The sequence below is a fragment of the Paenibacillus sp. NPDC056933 genome, from assembly GCF_042674385.1.
In the GTDB taxonomy this organism is placed as follows: domain Bacteria; phylum Bacillota; class Bacilli; order Paenibacillales; family Paenibacillaceae; genus Paenibacillus.
The window spans coordinates 1,081,667-1,101,907 of record NZ_JBHUQN010000001.1 but is presented as its reverse complement, the minus strand read 5'-3'; the positions used below and the strand labels follow the sequence as shown (position 1 = coordinate 1,101,907).

Sequence of the window (20,241 nt, the reverse complement as noted above, 5' to 3'; positions counted from 1 at the left end):
CACAGACCAAAGCTGAAAAGACGAAGCCCTCCATTCGGAGAAGCGCCTCGTCTTTTTTATTTATTGTATTTTAGTACGATTAGACCTACTGATTACCCCATTGTCCCCACTCTAGCCCGCGTGTTGCTCCGTCTCTGTGTGGCGACGGAAACGAATTCGAATCATGCGCAACCTTTCATAGACCTGCTCCAGACTGCCTCCGCCGGGCTTCTCTTCTCCATACACTTTATGTAACACGGGCTTCAGAAACGTATCTCCCAGCTCTTCGTAGGCGCTCCATACCGCCTCTTGTTCCTGTTCAGGCATTACGGCCAGCTCTGCATCCAGCAGGCAGTCTGTATCATACCCCTCCAGATCCAATGTTTCCAGCAATTCAATCAGCTCCCGCCGGGACAATCCGGAACGATTCACGATTTCCTCCAGCGTATGTCCTTCCTTCATGCCTTCAAGCACCTGCTTGCGTGTGGTAAATCGGTCGAGCTCCTGCTTGTATTTCTGCTCTCTCTGCTTGTAAAGCCAGCTCTCATAATCTTGTTCCTTCAGAGCTGTATACACCCAGTCCAACGGAAAAGATGTGGAACGTTCCAAGCCGTTTGTCAGTTCCAGCCATTCTGCCCCGTACTCGGAAGCTTTGCTCTCGCCCACACCAGGCAGCTGCATCAACTCTTCCATGGTTTGCGGTACAAATGCACTTATCATGCGCAACAGACGGTTCGTTGCAATAAAATACGGGGCTTTCCGGTCTGATGCTGCTCTCTTCCTCCGCCAAGTACAGAGATCCGTATACAACTCCTCATTGTTAACCAATTCACTGTAACATTGAAGACGCTGACCACTATAACTGCGTGATTTCGGGTCTTCATTCTCATGGAACAGACCCTGGAGCAATGGACGGTATCCATCTTTCATCTGTATGGCTAGCTGATGACGGTATACATGTAGTAACTCATCCCACGAACTGCCTTCGTACCAGATCACATCCTCTCGGTCACCTTCCTCATAGCGACTCCAACCCAGGTGCCATGATCCTTCCTCTTCACCAATCCATAACTGGGCCTGCTCTTCATCCATACCTGAAATTCGAGATAATCTGTTCATAAAAATGACTTCCATTTCTGTCCCTCCTTCAAAAGTTCAGCTTCGCAAAGTCTGATCATGCTGTTTCAAGACAGCACAAAAAACACCTCTCCTGCAAAATCCATGCAAGAGAGGTGCTTCCTCATCAACCGTGCTATGCTGTTGCTCATATATTACCACAATGGAAAAATTCGTCAACCATTAGATTGTAAATCCTTTTACTTGTTCAATGCCAACTTGGCCAGTGCAAGCGAACCACACAGCCCCGCATTATCACCAAGTCCTGGAGAAACGACATACTGGTCAATGTCGGATTGAAGTGCCGGATGCTGAACATAACCAGCGAGCAATTCCTGCAATTTGCTACGAATCATCGGGAACAGGTGCTCCTGCTTCATCACACCACCGCCCATTACAATTTTCTGCGGAGTGAGAATCAATACGTAATTCATCAGGGCATGCGCCAGGTAATGAGCTTCCATCTCCCAGGCCTTGTGATCAGCAGGCAGTTCGTACGCTGGTTGCTCCCAACGTTTGTTGATGGCGGGACCGGCCGCAAGCCCTTCCAGACAGTCCCCATGATACGGACAGAATCCTTCATATGTATCCTCGGGATGTCTGCGCACAATGATATGTCCCATCTCTGGATGAGACAATCCATGAACCATTTTGCCACCTACAACAGCTCCTGCACCAATGCCCGTTCCAACAGTGATATACAGACAGCTCTCCAGCCCCTGTGCAGCACCCCAAGTCGCTTCCCCGAGTGCAGCTCCATTCACATCCGTATCAAACGTCATCGGTACATCAAAGTGTTCCTTAAGCTTGCCAATCATATTGTACTGACCCCAATGCGGTTTGGGTGTTGTCGTGATGTAGCCATATGTCGGACTTCCTTCAATGGGATCAATCGGACCAAACGAACCCACACCTAACGCTTCAATTCCTTTACCCTCAAAAAAAGCAATCACCTGAGCCATTGTCTCTTCCGGTGTCGTCGTTGGAAAACTTACGCGTTCAAGCACTTCCCCTTTTTCCGTACCAATTCCACATACAAATTTGGTGCCTCCAGCTTCAATTGCGCCTAAAATCGTCATGTTAGTCACACTCCCAAGTCAGTTTAAAATTAAAATGGAATTCCCATCGGTTTCTCTGAACAACCCCTTGGCTTAACCCTGTTGCTCACTTTCAAGCTTGGTCAGACGCTTCAATAAGGTCTGCTTCCAGCTGTCGGATAGCGTTGGGATGGCCAGTAAAGTACGCATACCCATGAAGTCCTGTTTTCCCTGATGCATAATTCGATTGGCATCAAGAATGGTCAGCGATGCAGGATCGGTGCTGATTCGTCTGAATACCGCAGAAGGAGTTACCTCGCCTTCTTGCAATACCCGAAAATAAAATCCGGTATGTCCGCTATCCTGAAAATAAACAGGAAGCTCCTTGTAGTCATACCTTGCACCAAGCTTGAAACAGGGCTGTCTTGGCTGGCTGACCTGTACGGTCGCTTCCCCTAACTCGTACACATCGCCAATTCGGACTTCATCTTCCCTACAGCCTTCAACCGTCAGATTTTCCCCGCAGGCTCCCCAGTCGAGCTTGCGATTCATCAGTTCTTCGAGCGCCGCATAACGACTGTAATCGTATACACAAACCGCCTTATCCGGCCCACCATGATGCTCCAGGTCTGCCTGGGCATCCCCTGTCATTCCGGTAAATGACAGGAAGACCGGGCCGGATACGGGATGTTTCACAATGCCGCTCATCACTTCACGCTTCTGGCCAGGCAATGCCTGGGGTTTGCCCACGTTTACGGCTAATACAGCCGTTTTGCTTTCATCTGGCTTCCGGTTATGTGTGAGTGTCATCTGACCCAACCTCCCATAATAGCTTTCTTTTAACGAACAGAGCCACCAAAAACAAGCGTATTACTTAACAAACGGCCCGGGGACGTAAGCATCTTACCTCCAGCATACATGCCCGAAGATGCACCCCCATCCAGATTCATCGCCTGTTTGGCTCCGAGCTTCTGCATGACCGCTGCCCATTCCTTGATCGTCGCTCCCGAAACAGTAGCCAGCATAACCGAACCATCGGCCATAATGGCAATACCACTTCTTGCGCCGGAGGCATTCAGGATTTTGGTATCCTTGAATCCCTCACTCGCTGGGCTCACGGCAACTTTGCCGTCTTTCACCAGACGCGGCCCTGCTCCCACAGCAGTGACTACATCTCCCCAAGGAATCTCCTTGCCTGCTGCATTGGTGTATTTGTAGTTCATTTCTACGGTTGAACCTACAGTAAAGCGGTCCGAAGAAGATTTCTGATTACCCGTGAAGACCAGCACCGAGCCATTCTTCGGAATGGCTACATTGGTGTTAGGCACTTTCTTCGTGACAATCCCTTTCTCCATCACAACCGCCGTTCCTCCTTTGAACCCAACCGTGGAGCCTCGTTCTGGTGTATACAGCATCGTAATGCTCGCATTTGCAGAAGGTGTTCGATTGATAAAGGTCGCATACCAGCTGCGGGACTTGCCTTGCGTGTCTGTAACCTTCCCCGTCAGGCTCACTTGAAGCGAATCCATGATGGCTGATCCATCTTCCTTAAATCCAATCGTTGTTCCGTATCTTCCAATATGTATAACCTTGCCATTTGCTATCAACATGCCGTATGGATCTGGTGCTCCGTTATAGGCTTCAAAAAATGCTCCGTTAATAGCCGCTTGTGCGCCATAAGCCTTAACTATTGAAGGTAAAGTTGCGGTCTGACCAACTTGCTTCTTCGCCAATCCTACGGTAACTGGTGTACCCTTTGGAATACTGACCGTCTGCACGGTAAAACTGCGTCCTGCTGCTTTTACGTTCTGCACTTTGGTGCTAATTGCCGCTTTGGCATCCGCTGTCTGTGGAGCACTTACCGCTCCCGAAAGGATTACAGGCAAAGCCAGGACGAGGGCCATAGCCCCTGTCCACCACTTCTTGCCCGTCCGTTTTGTCTGCATACTGCTCACCCTATTGCCACTCCCATCCAAGAGCCCAGGCTCTTCATCTCAAGTTGTTCGAACTTGTCCATCACCATATCCGGATCAAGCCGCAATTCACATACATCCAGTTCACAGGCGACTGGAACAGCACAGTGAATCTCTGCCAGTTTGCGTGACAGATGAAGCATGTCGAGATCATTCTCAATCTTGTTACGTACCGAAGGGGTAAGCTTGTCCATATTGTCCAGAATTCCTTCAATGGAGCCATACTCCTGTACAAGCTTCAGAGCCGTTTTCTCACCAATGCCCCGTACTCCGGGATAATTGTCACTGGCATCACCCATCAGACCCTTCATGTCGATCACTTGACGAGGCGTCAGCTGTTTCTCCGTCATTAGGGATTCAGGCGTGTACACCATATAATTGCCATGACCTTTTTTCATAATAATAATGCTGGTGCGGTCATCAATGAGTTGCAGCATATCGTGGTCACCCGTAAGTACCATCACATTCATGTCCGTCTGCTCCGTATAATATTTAGCAAGTGTACCGATGCAATCATCGGCTTCGTATCCTTGAGCGCCAATATTCGGAATGCCCAAACTATCCATCACTTCGCGAATCAGAGCAAATTGGGGAATCAGATCATTAGGAGCTTCCGGACGGTTCCCCTTATACGCTGCATATTCTTCACCGCGAAACGTCTTGCCTCCCATATCCCAGCAGCATACGACATGACTTGGCCCAAAGGTCTGAACCGCATCCCAGAAATAACGGATAAATCCGTATACTGCATTGGTAGGCACTCCTGCCTTTGTACGTCTGATATATCCGCTTGCAGATGTCGCATAAAACGCACGGAACAACACCGCCATACCGTCTACCAGCAACAAAGTAGGTTCATTACGTTGATTCACTTGAAATTATTCTCTCCTGTCCTGATTCCATAGAAATTGAACTAAAGAATATTTACACTTGCCACTCCGATGACAGAACAACCTTCTGATCGCTGTTATCCCCAGATTCTTTTGATTCCCTTTTCCAAATGGAAAATCCGTAGATAAAGGCGAAGTGTATGCTTCCGACGGAGCTTTCTTTTAGAAAGCTTTTAGCTCCGCTTCCTCAGGTTATTTCTGTCCTCTCCGTTCTCGTGTAAATCTTTAGCTAAGTTTCTATAGCAAATAAAATATCGAACTAATTCTATCATTATAGCATAGTTCCGCCAACCATCGACCAGCCAAAAAAGCCCTGAATTTTGAACATTCAGAGCCTTCTTCGACCTTGATTCATTTAAATAATCAAAGAAATGGTAAACTGCACCAATTACCTCCGATTTAAGCGTTGTTCCATTCTTGCTCATACGTATCTTCCTTGAATCCGACAGTCACTTTTTCCCCATCCGTAACGATTGGACGCTTGATCAGTCGACCATTGGAAGCCAGCAAACGAATCTGTTCTTCTACGGACAACCCCGGCAGCTTGTCTTTCAATTGCTGCTCCTTGTACACTTCTCCACTCGTATTGAAGAACTTCTTCACTTCAAGTCCGCTCTTCTGAATCAAGTCGGTTAATTCCGTTTCGGTCGGGGGAGTATCAAAAACAGGAATTAACTCCAACTCATGTCCCTGAGCTTCAAGCCATTTTACCGCTTTGCGGCAGGTGCCGCATTTGGCATATTGATATACTTTCAGATTACTCATCGTTACTAATCCTCCTAGTTTGCCCGGTGTTGCTCCGGTATCGATTTCTCGCTTCCCTTGGTTAGCTTCGCAAATCCAAAAGTCGCTCCAAACCGATACCATCGCAATGTAACTTTAAACCTTCTTGCGAATGAGAAAAATATTCATTCGCCTATATCATTTTAGGATCAAAAACCATAATACATAAATACATAAAAACTTTAAAACCTTACAACCTTACAACCTTACAACCTACTACCTTAAATATTAGCCTACGGCGTTTTGTTCGGGTGCACTTTGCATCCCTTACAAGGGATTAACTAACTAACGTTGATATATAGCAGGGGACCGTGCACTAAGGTACTGCATGCGCAAATCGCCAGGCTCTTGACAGCATTTTAAAACGTTTCTCTTGGAGCTGCCTCAGCATCCAAACGTGCCTCAAGTGCAGCCATATCTGCTGGCAAAGGCGCGTGGAATGTCATTCGTTTCTGTAAAACAGGATGGTCAAACGCCAGCTCACATGCATGTAATGCCTGACGATCAATCCAAGTGTCTCGTTCTTTCCGAACAGCCAGAGTTTGTTCATCAATCTCATGTATGGGAAGAGTCTTGTACATCCGATCGCCAATTAAAGGGCAACCGATCGATGTCATGTGTACCCGGATCTGATGGGTTCTGCCACTTTCCAACTTCAGATTTACCGCACTAGCGCTACCTTCTGCCCAGCGGGTGACAGTTGTATATAACGTTCTGGCTGGATAACCGACAGGTGTTACGATTCGACGATGCGGCTCCTCGGGGTCACGATCAATTGGACCATCTATGGCGCCATCTATCTGGGCAGGACAACCGTGCACAAAGGCAATATATTGTTTATCCACTGTTCCTGCGATCATCTGTTCAGAGACATGCTGATGAACGTACGGATTTTTCGCAATGGCCAGCACACCAGAGGTTTCCTGATCCAGTCGATGAATCGGCCGAAACCGGAATCGTTCGCCTTTGGACTTCCAATAATGGACAACCCCATTCGCAAGGGTACCTGTATAGTGTCCATGTGTTGGATGTACAATGATTCCAGAATCCTTGTTCACGATCAGCAAGTGCTCGTCTTCATACAGTATTGAAAAGGGAATCGGTTCAGGCAAAATATCATCCGACTCTTCCTGCTCCATTCGAACTTCAACAACGTCTCCTGCAGATACTTTGACGCTAATGTATACACGTTCTCCATTAAGCATAACTCCCTGCTCTGTGAGTTTGATTCTCGACAGAAGCTTGCGCGAAACCTGGAGACGGCGTTGAAGCACGGTCTTCAGCAGCCAGCCGTCTTCATGTTCGGTAACTGTGTAGGCAAGCGGTGAATAATAACCGCTCATTCTTTATCTTGGCGGCGGAATACTTTTTTGCTCCGCACATACTCAATGTCCGCCACCTGTTGTCTCGCATTGGCGGTCCGTGCAACAACGAAGAAATAATCCGACAGACGATTCAGGTAACGACGCACGGAAGGGTTGATATCCGTATGTTGCCCCAGTGTTACAGCGCGACGTTCAGCACGGCGACATACCGTACGGCAGACATGCAAGGTGGACGAGAGTAAACTCCCCCCAGGCAAAATAAACCGTTCCACTCTCGGATTCTCCGCATCATATTGATCAATCCATTGCTCCAGCCGGGTAACCATGTCATCCCGTACTTTATATTTGGTTTCGCTGATTCTCACAAAGGCGAGATCGGACCCGCAATCGAACAATTCCTGCTGAATTTCAAGCAAATGTTCACGCAGATCTTCAAATTTCCCATTCGCTTGATCTATAAAACTGATGGCTTGTCCAACGAAACAATTCAGCTCATCAATTGTACCGTACGCTTCTACTCGATCATCATCTTTGATAACCCGTCCCCCGATGACCGATGTCTGTCCCTCGTCACCTGTTCGTGTGTATATACCCATTCTAGCCCCTCCTATTGTTAATATCATTCGCATCTTATTTTTCAGAAACCAGTGATAGTTTCACACGTATATATGAATTGGTGTACTCTGCCGAGTATACGACAAATCCTTGCAAACCAAAAGTAGAGGAGACGATTATGCAAAACTGGATAACCGATTTCATGGAACAATACGGCTACATAGGCATTGCACTCATTATTGCTCTGGAAAACGTATTCCCCCCCATCCCCTCCGAAATCATTTTACCTTTTGGCGGCTTCATGACCACCTATACCAGCCTAACCCTTCCCGGTGTTATTATTGCAGCTACTATTGGTTCTGTCCTTGGTGCTGTCATATTATACGGGATCGGATTACTGATTGACGTCAATCGACTGGAGAAGATTGTTGAACGTTGGGGTCATATTCTGCGGATCAAAAAAGAAGATATTCACCGTGTTGACGCATGGTTTGACAAATATGGAATGTGGACCGTACTATTCTGTCGCATGGTACCGCTTGTTCGAAGCCTAATCTCCATTCCTGCTGGCATGTCCAACATGAAATTTGGCTTATTCCTTCTTTTCACAACCATTGGTACGCTCGCCTGGAATATTATCCTCGTCTCCGTTGGAGCGGCACTCGGTGCATCATGGGAGAGTATCCTGCACTTTATGGACGTATACTCTCTGGTCGTATATATATTGCTGGCGATTATTGTTATTGGCTGTATAATCTGGTGGGTCAGACGAAGTAAAACTCGAAAATAAAGAGATTGCCACATATTACCCTTATAAGATAAAGCCTCCTACCACGATTTTTGTGGTTAGGAGGCTTCTTCTTTAAGCTCGTCCATCCTTTAAACACTACCAATCTTCATATCGCATCTTCTGAGCCTTGAGGTCTACAGCCAAGCCTGAGACCAGTATGTACATCTGTTCCGAATGTTTCTGCAGCGCGCGATTAACCGATGCCATTCTTGCTGCAAAGATTCGTTCTTCCTCAGAAGGATACAGAGAACCATGCATTTCATTCGTGATAACCAATAACTTACCCTGATAAGACAACAGAGCGTCCAGCAATAACTGTGTCTCAAGACGCTGATGATCTAGGTCATCACTTGCCCTGAAACCTGCCGCCATCCACGCTGTCAGACTATCTACAATGACAATGCGTTGATCTGCCAGGAAGAGATTGGATTCCCGATTGATCTGGTGAAGCACCTCCGTCAGGTGCTGGCCGTTCCCAGCCTGAATGGCACGATAATGAGCGGATGGTAATTCGGGTATCACGGGATCATGATCACCAGTGGATAAATAGATGCCCTCCCGGCTGATCCGGGCTGCGTAACCAAGCGCAAATCGGGTTTTACCACTGCCTATGCCGCCTGTGACCGTAATCAGCAATCCGCTCCCCTCCTTCAGTAACCCGACTATGGTGCATTTATTCTGTCAGCGCCTTCAGCACTTTCTTGGATTCTTCGACATTGGCGGCTGACACCGGAATGGTAGCAAACAGATTTTGGGCGGCATAATCTACATCCTTGAACATTTGCATGTCTTCCAGCGGAATGCCATAGAGATGTGATTCTTTTTTGATATCTGAACCTTCATCTCCCTCACCTTTCTCAACCAGTACCCCACCGTCAAACACGCCACGTTCATACTTCTTCGGATCAAACGTGTCATCCAGCGGAACATTGGATCCATTGCTTCCGTATTGCTTCATATCCGTCTCAGGCAAAATAAAAATGTCATGCCCTCCTGCCGCATACTCGACCATAATTTTCTGAACATCATACATCGCGCTGGTGATAACCTCTACTTTAGGCGCCTCGCCCAACTTCTGCTGCAAATTAGCTTGCAATTGTTCCGAGATCACAGATGGATTTCCTTGGTTGTCAATAATAAAAATGGTAAAACCATCCTTACCGCCACAGCCTGCGAGCAAAATAATCATAGAAATGATTGCGGTAAGCCCCCAAAATCTCTTCATTCCAGTTCCCCCTTTAATCTCCTATGTACAATATATCACAATTGTTCCACGCAAAAAAATAAACCCGGGATTAAAGAAATTCCACTGATCAAAAAAAAAAAAGACCCCTCAGGGTCTTCTTCCAATCAGTAAGCGTAACGTTTCGATATAACGGAAACATCATTTCCCTTTAATTGGATTAGCTTTCATGTATTCATTAATCTTCAAATCCAGCAAACTGCTGATTTCAATTACAATATCGGATGTAAATGATTTCTCTTCAAGAAATATCTGTTCCATCTTGCGGCGTAGCATATGGATCTCATCTTCCAAGGAAACGTTATGCAAAGATGCGTGATCCGGTTTCACCGACCATCGGTCGCCATGATCGCCTTCTGCCAAATAATGCCCACGATTAGTCGGTAAATCATATTCAACACAAAACAAAGCCAACCCCTCCTTGGAAAAATTAGTTTCCAAATACAAGAAAAACTTATTTCAAATTGAAATTATATCACAATATTTTGTAAAAGAAAGTTATTTTTTTCTAATTTGAAGAACGTTCACATCTTTTCAAGCTTCCACTTCCTATTAACCCTCTTTTTGCAATTTGTAAACAAAGCTTCCGATTCGTTCCAAAGCCTCATTCAGCTGGGTCACAGATGTCGCATAAGAACAGCGAAGAAACCCTTCACCTTGGGGACCAAATACATTACCAGGAACGGCAGCCACTTTATTTTCCGTTAACAAGCGTTCAGCAAACAGATCGGAACTCAGCCCTGTCTTCTGAATACTCGGAAATGCATAAAATGCGCCCTGCGGTTCATGACAGTCCAGTCCAATATCCCGAAAACCCTGCACAATCAGACGTCTGCGCTGGTTGTAGGATTCGACCATTCTGTCCTTCTCACCCAAACCATTCGTCAATGCTTCAAGTGCAGCCACCTGTCCCATGGCAGGTGCACACATCACGGTATACTGATGAATCTTGAGCATGGCTGCAATCAGTTCGGGATGTCCGCACATATACCCGATCCGCCATCCGGTCATTGCAAAAGCCTTGGAAAACCCGCTGACCAAAATAGTCCGTTCCTTCATATCCGGAATCGAAGCAAAGCTAACATGCTTTTGCGTATACGTTAACTCCGCATAAATCTCATCCGCAATGACGATCAGGTCATGTTTTTTGATTACTTCCGCAATAGGCAGCCATTCTTCATAGGTCATGATGGCACCTGTCGGATTACTTGGATAACAAAGAATAACGACCTTGGACTTTGGCGTAATCCCTGCTTCCAGCGCTTCGGCAGTCAGTTTAAACTGATCCTTCGCATAGGTTTCTACACCAACCGGTATACCTCCACCAATCGAAGCGATTGGTGAATAAGCTACATACGAAGGCTCCGGAATCAAAATTTCGTCTCCAGGTACGATTAATGCACGCAAGGCTAGATCAATGGCCTCACTGCCACCAACGGTAACAATAATCTCATCTTTGGGATCATATTTGGTATCAAACTGCGTGTCCAGATAATCACTAATGGCTTCCCTTAGTTTCGGCATTCCGGCATTGGATGTGTAACTGGTCATGCCTCTTTCGAGTGAGTATACACACGCTTCACGCATATGCCATGGGGTTACAAAGTCCGGTTCACCTACACCCAGTGTGATGATGTCCTTGTTGTCACCGACCAGATCAAAAAACTTGCGTATGCCAGATGGGGGTATCTGTTGAACCAAAGGAGCCAGATACGAAGTCATTTTCTTGTTGTTTCCTGTTGTCTGTTCATTCACTATCATGACGCATCTTCCTTTACGGCGAGATCATGAGACGGTTGTCTTCCTGATGGTCCTCAAAGATAATCCCGTCCTGCTTATATTTTTTAAGAATAAAATTCGTTTTGGTTGAGAGCACAGAGTCAATCGGAGACAATTTCTCCGATACAAAATTAGCGACTTCACGCAGATTGCCACCTTCTACTTCGACGAGCAAATCATATGCGCCTGACATGAGATATACCGATTTCACTTGCGGATACAGATAGATACGTTCAGCAATTCCTTCAAACCCACGACCACGCTCTGGCGTAATTTGTACTTCAATCAAGGCCGTTACTTTCTCATCATCGATCTTGCTCCAGTTCACGACGGTTGCGTATTTCACAATAACGTGATCCTGTTCAAGCTGTGCCACAGCATTCTTGATCTTATCTTCCGACTCCCCCAGCAGCGTCGACAGCAGTGCGGGAGTCCTTCTCGCGTCTTCCTTCAACAAATCCAGAACTTTTAATTGCAGATCGTTCAAATCCTTCATGTCTTTCCCTCCAGCGTCATCCAGGTTCCTGAAAATGAATTAATACTTATATTACATGAATTCAACGATCATGCAAAGACAAAAACCGCTCGCCCTGAATTCGGGCAAGCGGTGGTATGGTCTGTAACAGTCGCCTGCATCAAACCATAATTACAAAGGCTACATGTAATAAGGGTTACCGTAATTCGCCTGATGCTGTGGCACATTGGGGGCCTGACTGTAGGGACTGGACTGCGTGTTCTTTTCCTGAATGAATTGCTGGCATCTCTGTTGAGTCTGTTGAGCAGATTGAATCTGCTTGTCCACATCCTGTCTTAGTGCCTTTGACCCTGCCGAATACATATTGTTCTGCTGCATCACACTGAACAATTCACCTTGCAGACGAAGCGTATCATTGGTCAAATCTGTGAACATCCGGCGTATATTCGGACAGGAAGATTCAGTTGTGGCTGTCGTATACTCACGCGCCGTTCGTCTTAAATCTGCAAGAATCGACTTTAATAAATCCTGCTCCTGCATAAAAGATCCGTTAGTTGATAAAGATTGAGAATACACACGGTTCCCTCCAATACGTTAGTTTAAGCTTCAATTACTGTGATTGTGTCGGTGCAATAGATTGATGATGCTGCAGAGCGTTAACAAGTGTGTTAAGGTGCTGTTCATGAGAACGAGCGTAGTGATTCAGTGCCTGTTGGATCTGCGGGTTATGTGTGATGGAAGCTGTTGCTGCACACTGCTTGATTAGCAGTTCTTCATTAGAAATTGAATCCGCTATATAGTTCAATTCTTTCGGACTCAGCGCTTGCATTTGATTGTTCTGCATGTGCTATTTCATCCTCCTTGCTCAAAAGTTTATGCGAATTTATTGTAACCTTGTCCTGTAAAAGTATACTCATCAATTCCATCCCAACCGAGGTGAATCCTATGGAACTTATTAATGGCAATCCATTCTGGCCAACCACATTACAATCGAATTCGAGTTATCCCGTTCTCGAAACAAATCTCTCCTGTGATACCTTGATTATCGGAGGAGGTATAGGAGGAGCGCTCTCCGCCAAACTCTTGACAGAGAGAGGAATAAACACGATTGTCATTGACAAAAGAAAAGTAGGAACTGGGAGCAGCTTGGCTAACGCGGGATTGCTTCAGTATACCAATGACAAAACACTTACCTCATGCATTAATACTTTTGGTGAACAACAAGGGGTGAGATTTTATGAATTGTGCCGCTATGCGATGTTGCAGTTAACGGAAATCGTGTCCAAACTTGAGATAGATCCATGTTTTGTCCCTCGCACGAGTCTATATTGTGCCAGCACAGAAGACGATGTGATCAAGCTGGAAGAGGAGTACAATACCCTAAGACGATATGGATTCGACGTAGAGCTGTGGAATCGGCAGAAGATTGAGAGTCATTTCCCATTTAGCCGTGCAGCAGCTTTATATACATATGGGGATGCTGAAGTCAATCCTTACCGATTGGTCCATTCTCTTCTTCATTCGTCTGTACAAAAGGGCGCTCGCATATTCGAACAGACTGAAATGACACACTGTGACTTTATGGAAGATGGCGTAGTCTGTTATACCTCCACTGGTACTATCAGAGCTAATAATGTAATTTTCTCCGTAGGTTATGAAACGCAGGAGATCAAAAATGACCGCGGCGCCTATCTACAGAGTACTTATGCAATTGCGACCAAACCAGTGAAGGATCTAAGCAGTTGGTACGAGCAAAGCTTGATTTGGGAAACGTCTCGTCCTTATCTATACATGAGGACAACACCGGATGGCAGGATTATTGCCGGAGGTCTTGATGAAGAAACCCCTCGTGAAGACCAGCGACCTATTCGAGCTCTGAACAGAGGACAAGCTCTGTTGAAGAAAGTCGCGGAGTATTTTCCACTGTCAGATCTCGAAATTGATTATGCTTGGGAAGCAACTTTTGGTGATACACATGACGGTCTTCCGTATATTGGACCACATCCGGAATACCCGCATTCCTACTTCCTGGAGGGATATGGTGGTAATGGTACCGTATACAGCATGATTGCTGCTTCCCTTCTGACAAACGCTATAGCAGGTAACGAGAGTAAGGATCTGGAACTTTTCTCCTTAACCAGAACGAGTAAACCCTCTCCCGTCTAAAACCAAAAATACGGTTCCAAAAAAAGGGTACAATACAGAAATTCCACTTCTGCACTGTACCCTTTTTATCATGGTTCAGACCGTTTTGGATGCTGTGTTTGCACAAGTATTTTGCGCATGAAAATCCAACCGATTAGCGGGAAAGATCCCAAAGACACTATAAGCCAAGTTAACGTTTGTAATGAAGGGTCATTCATGACTGTGATGATAAATAAAGCAAGGCCCAGTAAACGACCAACCATCAAACACAGCTCCCTTAATACGACAAGTTCGACTCTTTTCTCCACATTTTCACCACTTGTCCCCATCAAGTCGAATCCTGCGGATATCATTGGCAGCATATACAATGGCATCGACAAAGCAGACCCGATTCCCATAATTAAAAGCGTACCGTAACTGACTTTCCATAACAGTGGAATCAATACCACGAATAACAACAATGCTCCAATAAACATCCCTTTGGATCTATATTGTGGCTGAAACCATTTGCCTGCTGCCCAGTAACTCACCAGTGCTACCGCTGAAGTGATCAAAGAAAACTGACCAAGCTTATACTCCTGCTCTGTAGCTACATAGACGAGCAGGGCAATCAGAAAGGCAAAGACTCCTTCACGTGCACCTTGAGCACACAGTCCCATACCTACGGGCCTCCAAGCACTATCCTTCGCAGCTAACTGTCGCCATGGTTCGGACCATTGGTAGGTGCCACTGACCTTTCTCTTTTTCAGAAAAAAGCTGAACACCACAGCAATCACATAGATCACCAGCGACACTGTAAAGATAAGGCGATACCCTGAGTTATCTGCCATACGGGAAATAACAAAACCAGAGAACCATGGGCCAATAATGCCTGTCATGGAACCCAAGAGGCCCACCCAACCATTGAACAAGTCCCTGTTCTCCCGATCCGTCACTTCAAAGTACACGACGTTGAACGCAATCCAGAACAATCCAAGCGCACATCCGAGCAAAATTCCCAAGGGCCAAATCCAGTCAACTGCTTTGGGCCCTGCCCATAACACAAGCATGTAAAATATGCCCGACAAGGCGGTTCCCAAGCGTAACGCGCTCATTTTATTATGTTCCTTGACCCATTTTCCCGCGAGCCAAAAGGTGAGCCCCAGTGCAAGTTGCTGGCTTACCGTAAACCACCCAAGCATGGCATAATCCGGACGGCTTTTCCACAGATATACATTCAGAAACGTCCCTGACAAAGCTCCAGCTAACACAAACAATCCATTCACGCCTAGTAGCAGAATGGATTGTCGGCCCAGAGAAATCTTCATCTGCTCTCCCTCCTATTTCCACATGAAGCTAGTACTTCACAGGCAGGTCTCAGGGTTAACGTACCCCAAGGAGAAGGAAAACATGATGAATTTTCCGGAATTTTATATTTTCAAACCACATTATAATCTTTATTTCCGTACACTAAGATTTTGAATCAGGCGAAGACGATCATCTTCAGAGAGGTTATATTGGATCTGGAAACATCCCGAACATACATACATTTGTACAGAGAAAGGTGCATCAAGCAACGAGTTTGCACCAGAGACGGCATTAGCAACAGGATTGAAGTTATCCTTCGTTGCCTTCTGTGTACCTGTGAGAATCATAAATTCACGGCAATGCGGACATTCTGGCACTTCTTCTTGCAGATCAAGCTGTTTCTCCACACCTTCTTCATATTGAATCAGATCATTACCCTCATCTGCATACTTCTGTAATGTACGAAGCTCAGGCAATTTTAGCTCTACTTCGTTCCCCCACAGGGCGGCAAGATCCGTAGTTTGTTCATCGTCCGCTACATCATCGACATCATAGATGTCTTCCTCGGAATCGTCAGTCTCTTCATCACCGATATTGATATTTAAGGTACGATATCCCTTAAGTTCATTGTGACAATAAGGGCATTCTTCTTCTGGACCGAGTTCCTCGTCCCATACAATTTCGGTTTGGCACCATGGGCATACTGTTGTCTCCATTATTAAATCAACCTTTCTCTCCTAATATCATGTGTTCATAACATAAATGATGCCAATCGCAAAAAAAACAATGGATGCAGCAAACAGAATCCGTATCAAAATTTTCATCAACGGTCCCCCTACATGATGCTCGCGCCAATAACAAATGACAACGAGACGGAAATAATCATGGATATCAATCCGACAGCCCGGTTATCCGCTTCAATCTCCTTGTCAATGGAGAACACCGGTGTTAGAAATTCGAATAAAAAATAGGCAATGAGCAGAAGGACAAATCCTACAATTGACCACGTCATGGCTTCATATACCGAAGATTTGGCCTGAATGCAGAAATGAAGCACATTACAGATTCCGAAGATCTTGCCTCCTGTAGCCATGGCTACAGCCACGTTTCCCTTCTTGATTTCATGCCAGCATTTGTATTTGGTCACCAGTTCGAAGCAAGCGAGAAATACTAGCAATTCCATAATCGCTACGGAGAAAAATCCGAGCACCATCCCCAAGGGATGAGACAGCAATTGGTCAATCGTCCCCTTCACTCACCGTTCCCCTTCCCCATTCAGCTGCCTCAATCGATTAGGCAGCTGAATATCTTTGATTCATGGTCGGGCTATTCCAATTCTGCGACGGTTACACCGTTTCCGCCTTCTCCGTAATTGCCCAGCCGGTAACTTTTTATATGTCTATGCTTACGAAGGTAATCCTGAATACCGGAACGTAAAATTCCTGTTCCTTTACCATGAATAATATAAACCTGACCCAGATTAGCCAGGAAAGCTTCATCGATAAAACGATCCGTTTCCATCAGGGCTTCTTCCAGATTCGTTCCCCGCAGATCCAGTTCGCTCTTCACATTGTCATCACGAGTTCGTTTCACGCCCGTTACCGGTTTCTGCTTCGGTTTGGATTCTGCTGGTGCAGACTGCTGCAATTCAAGATCATTCAGGGACACCTTCATTTTCATAATCCCCAACTGTACTATCGCTTCTTTGGTGCCTGACATCTCGACTACGTGACCTTTTTGATTCAAACTATAAACGAGAACTTCATCGCCCGGGCCGATTGCACGAGTTTTGGTTGCAGTTGCATTGCGCTTAACCGTTTTTTTACGTTTTTCCGGTTCGGCTTCATCCAGTTGTTTCCGAGCAGCTATAAGCTTGTGTTCTTTAACGGAGGCCCCTTCTTCCATGGCAAGCTGGCGAAGATCCGCTATAATCTTCTCAGCCTCTGCTCTCGCCTTGTCCACAATGGAACGGGCATCTTCTTCTGCTTTTTCTATGCGACGGTCACGCTGCTGCTCCAGCTTCTCCAGTTCCGCTTGATGCCTGCTGCGCAATTTCTCCATATCCTGGCGCAGAAGTTCCGCGCGCTCACGTTCCTGCTCAGCCGTAAGCCGGTTCTCTTCGAGAGAAGCAATCATATGCTCAACCCGCTGGTCTTCTTCCTTCACTTCACCACGCGCATAATTGAGAATGTATCCCGGCAAACCCAATCGTTCGGCAATTGCAAACGCATTACTCCGCCCAGGCACACCGACAAGAAGCCGATAGGTTGGGCTCAGTGTGTTTACGTCAAATTCCATACTCGCATTAATAACACCTTTACGCTCATAGGCGTAAGCTTTCAATTCACTGTAATGTGTTGTAGCTACCATCCGGCATCCAGTCTGGTGCATGTGCTCCAAAATGGAAATGGCCAGTGCAGAGCCTTCGGCCGGGTCCGTACCCGCCCCAACCTCATCAAGGAGGACCAAGCTTTTGGTAGTCATATTTTTCAATATCCGAATAATGTTCGTCATATGGCTGGAAAACGTACTCAGATTCTGTTCAATGCTTTGCTCATCACCAATATCCGCATAGATCGCATCAAATACACACAGTTGGCTGCCATCCTCGGCTGGAACGAACAACCCTGACATCGCCATGAGGCTCAGCAATCCAATCGTTTTGAGCGTGACGGTCTTTCCTCCCGTATTGGGACCCGTCACGATGATAGACGTATATTCATTGCCCAGTTCAATATCGGTAGGCACCACATTTTCGATGGAAATCAGCGGATGACGTCCCTTTTTAATCTTGAGGAATCCCCGGTCATTCATCCGTGGCAATGTGGCCTTCAGTTCCCGTGCAAGGCGTGCTTTCGCAAAAATGAAATCAAGTGATCCCAACAGGTCGACATCATACAACAGCCACTCCACCTGTTCACTGACAAGAGCCGTCAATTTCTGCAAAATCACTTCAATTTCGCGTTCTTCCCGGATCCGGGTCTCGCGCAATTTGTTGTTCATGGCGACGATGGATTCCGGCTCTATAAACAGGGTTGCACCCGAACCGGATTGATCGTGAACAATCCCACCGAAATAGGAACGATATTCCGCCTTTACAGGAATAACAAACCGATCACCACGAATGGTAATGATTTGATCCTGTAACATTTTGGATACTGTAGAAGAACGAATCATTGAATCCAGCTTCTCGCGAATGCGTGCCTCACCACCGCGAAGCTCACGACGAATCTGCGCCAGCGTTACACTCGCGCTGTCAGAAACTTCAGCATTATCGTCAATACAATTGCGAATCGCATCTTCAAGTGTCTTTTGCTCGGATATTTGATCACTGATATAGAACAGCGATTCCACTTTTTCATCGTCATGAAGCGCAGCAATCTGGCGTTTCAACCGACGTGCAGCAAAGGTAGTATTGGAAATCCCCAAAAGTTCATGCGGATTCAACGTGCCTCCAATTTCTGCTCGTTTGACGGAAGCGGTAATATCTACAATTCCCCCAAAAGATGGAGACCCTTTCAGACGGTCAAACCTAAAGGCTTCATCCGTCTGCTGCAGAAGTCTCTTCACTTCTTCCAGTTCACTGATCGGCTCCAGTTGATCCGCTTTCTTTTTACCCATCGTAGTCTGGGCAAAGCTTTGCAATGTATTTAAAATTTTGCGATATTCCAATGTGTGTAAAATTTTCGTGTCCAAGTGTACAACTCCTTCCAAACTATAACTGTATTATAACGAAAGAAACTCCCTTGCGCTATTTAACGAATCCTTCCACACATAACTTGGGACTTGCCGCCGCAAACTACAAGTGTCAGGATTGTGCAACCTCTCCGTTTAACAGGATTCCACTGCCCAATCCCATCTGAATAAAAGGAGGTAAACACCATGAATTTTCTGGGACATGTCGTGCGATTTATCATCGCCGCAATTGTGTTGATGGTTGTCAGCTGGATCGTGCCCGGATTCACCGTTGGCGGTTTCTGGAGTGCTCTGATGCTTGCTCTGGTTATCGCCCTTCTCGGTTGGATCATTGAAGGCATCTTCGGTAAAAGGGTAAATCCTTTTGGCCGTGGTATTGTCGGCTTCATCGTCAGTGCACTGGTAATCTGGATTGGACAATATGTTGTAGATCATGTGCATGTCAGTCTGCTTGGTGCTGTTCTGGCTGCATTGGTCATTGGGATCATTGATCTCTTCATTCCGGTTTCTACGCCTTTTGATGCCGGAAGAAGGTCTAAAGATCACGCATAGACTCCACTTTACCTGCTTAACCCCCGATATCCTGTGCCAGCTTCCCCTAAACCTCTGATGGCTTAAATGCCTGATGAGGTTTTTTTTGTCAAGCATAGGTGAAGTTCAAAAAAACGACATAGGCAACATGTACAGGCATCCTCAATTTGCGGTATGATGGCTGGAGAAATCATTCAAATTTTATCCATATCACGCTTTTTAAGGAGGCACATGATGAAGAGAGGCATAGCATGGCTTGCAGCCTGTATGTTGATCCTGGTCCTTGCTGCATGTGGAGGAACTGGACAATCCGCAGAATCAAACGGCGAATCCGATTCGGGTGTTACAGCAAGCGAAGAACTGGTCATCAAAGCGAGCAACTATGAATTCGACCAGCCTGAATACCACTTAAAAAAAGGGGTCCCGGTTAAGATTGTCTATGAAAATACGAACGGTAACCATGGCGTTCTCGTGCCAGAGCTAAACCTTCAGCTGGACACCAAGAACAGTTCCAAGGTGATTACTCCCGACAAAGCAGGGGAATTCGAAATGTCCTGTTCCGTCTTTTGTGGAAGCGGTCATAGCAGTATGATCTCCAAAATTATTGTTGACGAATAGTGTTCAAGACAAGGAGCCC

23 protein-coding genes are annotated in these 20,241 nt (G+C 46.1%); 4 read left to right on the top strand and 19 right to left on the bottom strand.

Annotated features, from left to right (window positions below; all coding sequences use genetic code 11):
* Nucleotides 1-111: 111 nt before the first annotated feature.
* The 8 genes from ACFTRD_RS05085 to ACFTRD_RS05050 form a co-directional block, all read right to left on the bottom strand.
* The gene (locus ACFTRD_RS05085; protein ID WP_379378012.1) at nt 112-1,113 is read right to left on the bottom strand and encodes an HRDC domain-containing protein; all 1,002 of its coding nucleotides are present in this window, start codon (nt 1,111-1,113) and stop codon (nt 112-114) included.
* A 182-nt stretch (nt 1,114-1,295) separates the two neighbouring features.
* Nucleotides 1,296-2,174, bottom strand: coding sequence for an ROK family protein (locus ACFTRD_RS05080; RefSeq protein ID WP_379378011.1), 879 nt, complete (start codon nt 2,172-2,174; stop codon nt 1,296-1,298).
* 72 nt (nt 2,175-2,246) lie between these two features.
* Nucleotides 2,247-2,942 carry an MOSC domain-containing protein gene (locus tag ACFTRD_RS05075; protein WP_379378010.1) on the bottom strand — a complete coding sequence of 232 codons (696 nt, stop codon included), beginning with the start codon at nt 2,940-2,942 and terminating at the stop codon, nt 2,247-2,249.
* Between the two features lie 29 nt (nt 2,943-2,971).
* Nucleotides 2,972-4,078 carry a phosphodiester glycosidase family protein gene (locus ACFTRD_RS05070; protein WP_379381189.1) on the bottom strand — a complete coding sequence of 369 codons (1,107 nt, stop codon included), beginning with the start codon at nt 4,076-4,078 and terminating at the stop codon, nt 2,972-2,974.
* 5 nt (nt 4,079-4,083) lie between these two features.
* Nucleotides 4,084-4,977 (bottom strand): 5'-3' exonuclease, encoded by an 894-nt coding sequence (locus ACFTRD_RS05065; protein ID WP_192265505.1) that lies wholly within the window; start codon nt 4,975-4,977, stop codon nt 4,084-4,086.
* A gap of 417 nt (nt 4,978-5,394) precedes the next feature.
* Nucleotides 5,395-5,760 carry an arsenate reductase family protein gene (locus tag ACFTRD_RS05060; RefSeq protein ID WP_379378009.1) on the bottom strand — a complete coding sequence of 122 codons (366 nt, stop codon included), beginning with the start codon at nt 5,758-5,760 and terminating at the stop codon, nt 5,395-5,397.
* Nucleotides 5,761-6,137: 377 nt separating this feature from the next.
* Nucleotides 6,138-7,121 (bottom strand): RluA family pseudouridine synthase, encoded by a 984-nt coding sequence (locus tag ACFTRD_RS05055; protein ID WP_379378008.1) that lies wholly within the window; start codon nt 7,119-7,121, stop codon nt 6,138-6,140.
* Entirely contained in the window at nt 7,118-7,699 is a 582-nt protein-coding gene (locus ACFTRD_RS05050; RefSeq protein WP_379378007.1) for a cob(I)yrinic acid a,c-diamide adenosyltransferase, read from the bottom strand. Before ACFTRD_RS05050 ends, ACFTRD_RS05055 begins: the two co-directional genes overlap by 4 nt.
* Nucleotides 7,700-7,836: 137 nt before the next feature.
* On the opposite strand from ACFTRD_RS05050, the gene ACFTRD_RS05045 reads away from it, so the two are divergent.
* A complete protein-coding gene (locus tag ACFTRD_RS05045; protein WP_379378006.1) occupies nt 7,837-8,448 on the top strand; it encodes a DedA family protein in 612 nt (203 codons plus the stop codon).
* A 96-nt stretch (nt 8,449-8,544) separates the two neighbouring features.
* Here ACFTRD_RS05045 and ACFTRD_RS05040 read toward each other — a convergent pair whose 3' ends face one another.
* The 7 genes from ACFTRD_RS05040 to ACFTRD_RS05010 all read right to left on the bottom strand — a co-directional run bounded on the left by ACFTRD_RS05040 (nt 8,545) and on the right by ACFTRD_RS05010 (nt 12,789).
* The gene (locus ACFTRD_RS05040; RefSeq protein WP_379378005.1) at nt 8,545-9,084 is read right to left on the bottom strand and encodes a bifunctional adenosylcobinamide kinase/adenosylcobinamide-phosphate guanylyltransferase; all 540 of its coding nucleotides are present in this window, start codon (nt 9,082-9,084) and stop codon (nt 8,545-8,547) included.
* Nucleotides 9,085-9,121: 37 nt separating this feature from the next.
* A complete protein-coding gene (locus ACFTRD_RS05035; protein ID WP_192265492.1) occupies nt 9,122-9,673 on the bottom strand; it encodes a type 2 periplasmic-binding domain-containing protein in 552 nt (183 codons plus the stop codon).
* A 159-nt stretch (nt 9,674-9,832) separates the two neighbouring features.
* On the bottom strand, nt 9,833-10,054 hold the full coding sequence (locus ACFTRD_RS05030) for an aspartyl-phosphate phosphatase Spo0E family protein (protein WP_323374397.1): 222 nt from the start codon (nt 10,052-10,054) through the stop codon (nt 9,833-9,835).
* Between the two features lie 189 nt (nt 10,055-10,243).
* Nucleotides 10,244-11,452, bottom strand: a complete 1,209-nt coding sequence (locus ACFTRD_RS05025; RefSeq protein WP_192265490.1) for an aminotransferase class I/II-fold pyridoxal phosphate-dependent enzyme — start codon at nt 11,450-11,452, stop codon at nt 10,244-10,246.
* 13 nt (nt 11,453-11,465) lie between these two features.
* Complete coding sequence (locus tag ACFTRD_RS05020) at nt 11,466-11,966, bottom strand: Lrp/AsnC family transcriptional regulator (RefSeq protein WP_024628343.1); 501 nt, start codon at nt 11,964-11,966, stop codon at nt 11,466-11,468.
* Between the two features lie 159 nt (nt 11,967-12,125).
* On the bottom strand, nt 12,126-12,521 hold the full coding sequence (locus tag ACFTRD_RS05015) for a spore coat protein (protein WP_379378004.1): 396 nt from the start codon (nt 12,519-12,521) through the stop codon (nt 12,126-12,128).
* Nucleotides 12,522-12,555: 34 nt separating this feature from the next.
* On the bottom strand, nt 12,556-12,789 hold the full coding sequence (locus tag ACFTRD_RS05010; protein WP_379378003.1) for a hypothetical protein: 234 nt from the start codon (nt 12,787-12,789) through the stop codon (nt 12,556-12,558).
* Nucleotides 12,790-12,890: 101 nt separating this feature from the next.
* On the opposite strand from ACFTRD_RS05010, the gene ACFTRD_RS05005 reads away from it, so the two are divergent.
* The gene (locus tag ACFTRD_RS05005; RefSeq protein ID WP_379378002.1) at nt 12,891-14,111 is read left to right on the top strand and encodes an NAD(P)/FAD-dependent oxidoreductase; all 1,221 of its coding nucleotides are present in this window, start codon (nt 12,891-12,893) and stop codon (nt 14,109-14,111) included.
* Nucleotides 14,112-14,179: 68 nt separating this feature from the next.
* On the opposite strand, the gene ACFTRD_RS05000 is transcribed toward ACFTRD_RS05005, so the two are convergent.
* The 4 genes from ACFTRD_RS05000 to ACFTRD_RS04985 all read right to left on the bottom strand — a co-directional run bounded on the left by ACFTRD_RS05000 (nt 14,180) and on the right by ACFTRD_RS04985 (nt 19,073).
* Nucleotides 14,180-15,397 (bottom strand): MFS transporter, encoded by a 1,218-nt coding sequence (locus ACFTRD_RS05000; protein ID WP_379378001.1) that lies wholly within the window; start codon nt 15,395-15,397, stop codon nt 14,180-14,182.
* Nucleotides 15,398-15,526: 129 nt separating this feature from the next.
* Nucleotides 15,527-16,093, bottom strand: a complete 567-nt coding sequence (locus ACFTRD_RS04995; RefSeq protein ID WP_379378000.1) for a hypothetical protein — start codon at nt 16,091-16,093, stop codon at nt 15,527-15,529.
* Between the two features lie 119 nt (nt 16,094-16,212).
* Nucleotides 16,213-16,632 carry a DUF350 domain-containing protein gene (locus ACFTRD_RS04990; RefSeq protein ID WP_228469226.1) on the bottom strand — a complete coding sequence of 140 codons (420 nt, stop codon included), beginning with the start codon at nt 16,630-16,632 and terminating at the stop codon, nt 16,213-16,215.
* Between the two features lie 71 nt (nt 16,633-16,703).
* On the bottom strand, nt 16,704-19,073 hold the full coding sequence (locus ACFTRD_RS04985; RefSeq protein ID WP_192265481.1) for an endonuclease MutS2: 2,370 nt from the start codon (nt 19,071-19,073) through the stop codon (nt 16,704-16,706).
* 186 nt (nt 19,074-19,259) lie between these two features.
* Between ACFTRD_RS04985 and ACFTRD_RS04980 the strand changes: the two genes are divergently transcribed.
* Together ACFTRD_RS04980 and ACFTRD_RS04975 are read left to right on the top strand one after the other, a co-directional pair.
* Nucleotides 19,260-19,625 (top strand): phage holin family protein, encoded by a 366-nt coding sequence (locus ACFTRD_RS04980; RefSeq protein ID WP_379377999.1) that lies wholly within the window; start codon nt 19,260-19,262, stop codon nt 19,623-19,625.
* Nucleotides 19,626-19,838: 213 nt separating this feature from the next.
* A complete protein-coding gene (locus tag ACFTRD_RS04975) occupies nt 19,839-20,222 on the top strand; it encodes a cupredoxin domain-containing protein (protein ID WP_379377998.1) in 384 nt (127 codons plus the stop codon).
* Nucleotides 20,223-20,241 lie beyond the last annotated feature (19 nt).

Bases quoted from the DNA above. Each gene is read 5' to 3' on its own strand.
- ACFTRD_RS05085 (WP_379378012.1), bottom strand. From the start codon at position 1,113: ATGGAAGTCATTTTTATGAACAGATTATCTCGAATTTCAGGTATGGAT.
- ACFTRD_RS05080 (WP_379378011.1), bottom strand. From the start codon at position 2,174: ATGACGATTTTAGGCGCAATTGAAGCTGGAGGCACCAAATTTGTATGT.
- ACFTRD_RS05075 (WP_379378010.1), bottom strand. From the start codon at position 2,942: ATGACACTCACACATAACCGGAAGCCAGATGAAAGCAAAACGGCTGTA.
- ACFTRD_RS05070 (WP_379381189.1), bottom strand. From the start codon at position 4,078: ATGCAGACAAAACGGACGGGCAAGAAGTGGTGGACAGGGGCTATGGCC.
- ACFTRD_RS05060 (WP_379378009.1), bottom strand. From the start codon at position 5,760: ATGAGTAATCTGAAAGTATATCAATATGCCAAATGCGGCACCTGCCGC.
- ACFTRD_RS05055 (WP_379378008.1), bottom strand. From the start codon at position 7,121: ATGAGCGGTTATTATTCACCGCTTGCCTACACAGTTACCGAACATGAA.
- ACFTRD_RS05050 (WP_379378007.1), bottom strand. From the start codon at position 7,699: ATGGGTATATACACACGAACAGGTGACGAGGGACAGACATCGGTCATC.
- ACFTRD_RS05045 (WP_379378006.1), top strand. From the start codon at position 7,837: ATGCAAAACTGGATAACCGATTTCATGGAACAATACGGCTACATAGGC.
- ACFTRD_RS05035 (WP_192265492.1), bottom strand. From the start codon at position 9,673: ATGAAGAGATTTTGGGGGCTTACCGCAATCATTTCTATGATTATTTTG.
- ACFTRD_RS05025 (WP_192265490.1), bottom strand. From the start codon at position 11,452: ATGATAGTGAATGAACAGACAACAGGAAACAACAAGAAAATGACTTCG.
- ACFTRD_RS05020 (WP_024628343.1), bottom strand. From the start codon at position 11,966: ATGAAGGATTTGAACGATCTGCAATTAAAAGTTCTGGATTTGTTGAAG.
- ACFTRD_RS05010 (WP_379378003.1), bottom strand. From the start codon at position 12,789: ATGCAGAACAATCAAATGCAAGCGCTGAGTCCGAAAGAATTGAACTAT.
- ACFTRD_RS05005 (WP_379378002.1), top strand. From the start codon at position 12,891: ATGGAACTTATTAATGGCAATCCATTCTGGCCAACCACATTACAATCG.
- ACFTRD_RS05000 (WP_379378001.1), bottom strand. From the start codon at position 15,397: ATGAAGATTTCTCTGGGCCGACAATCCATTCTGCTACTAGGCGTGAAT.
- ACFTRD_RS04995 (WP_379378000.1), bottom strand. From the start codon at position 16,093: ATGGAGACAACAGTATGCCCATGGTGCCAAACCGAAATTGTATGGGAC.
- ACFTRD_RS04980 (WP_379377999.1), top strand. From the start codon at position 19,260: ATGAATTTTCTGGGACATGTCGTGCGATTTATCATCGCCGCAATTGTG.
- ACFTRD_RS04975 (WP_379377998.1), top strand. From the start codon at position 19,839: ATGAAGAGAGGCATAGCATGGCTTGCAGCCTGTATGTTGATCCTGGTC.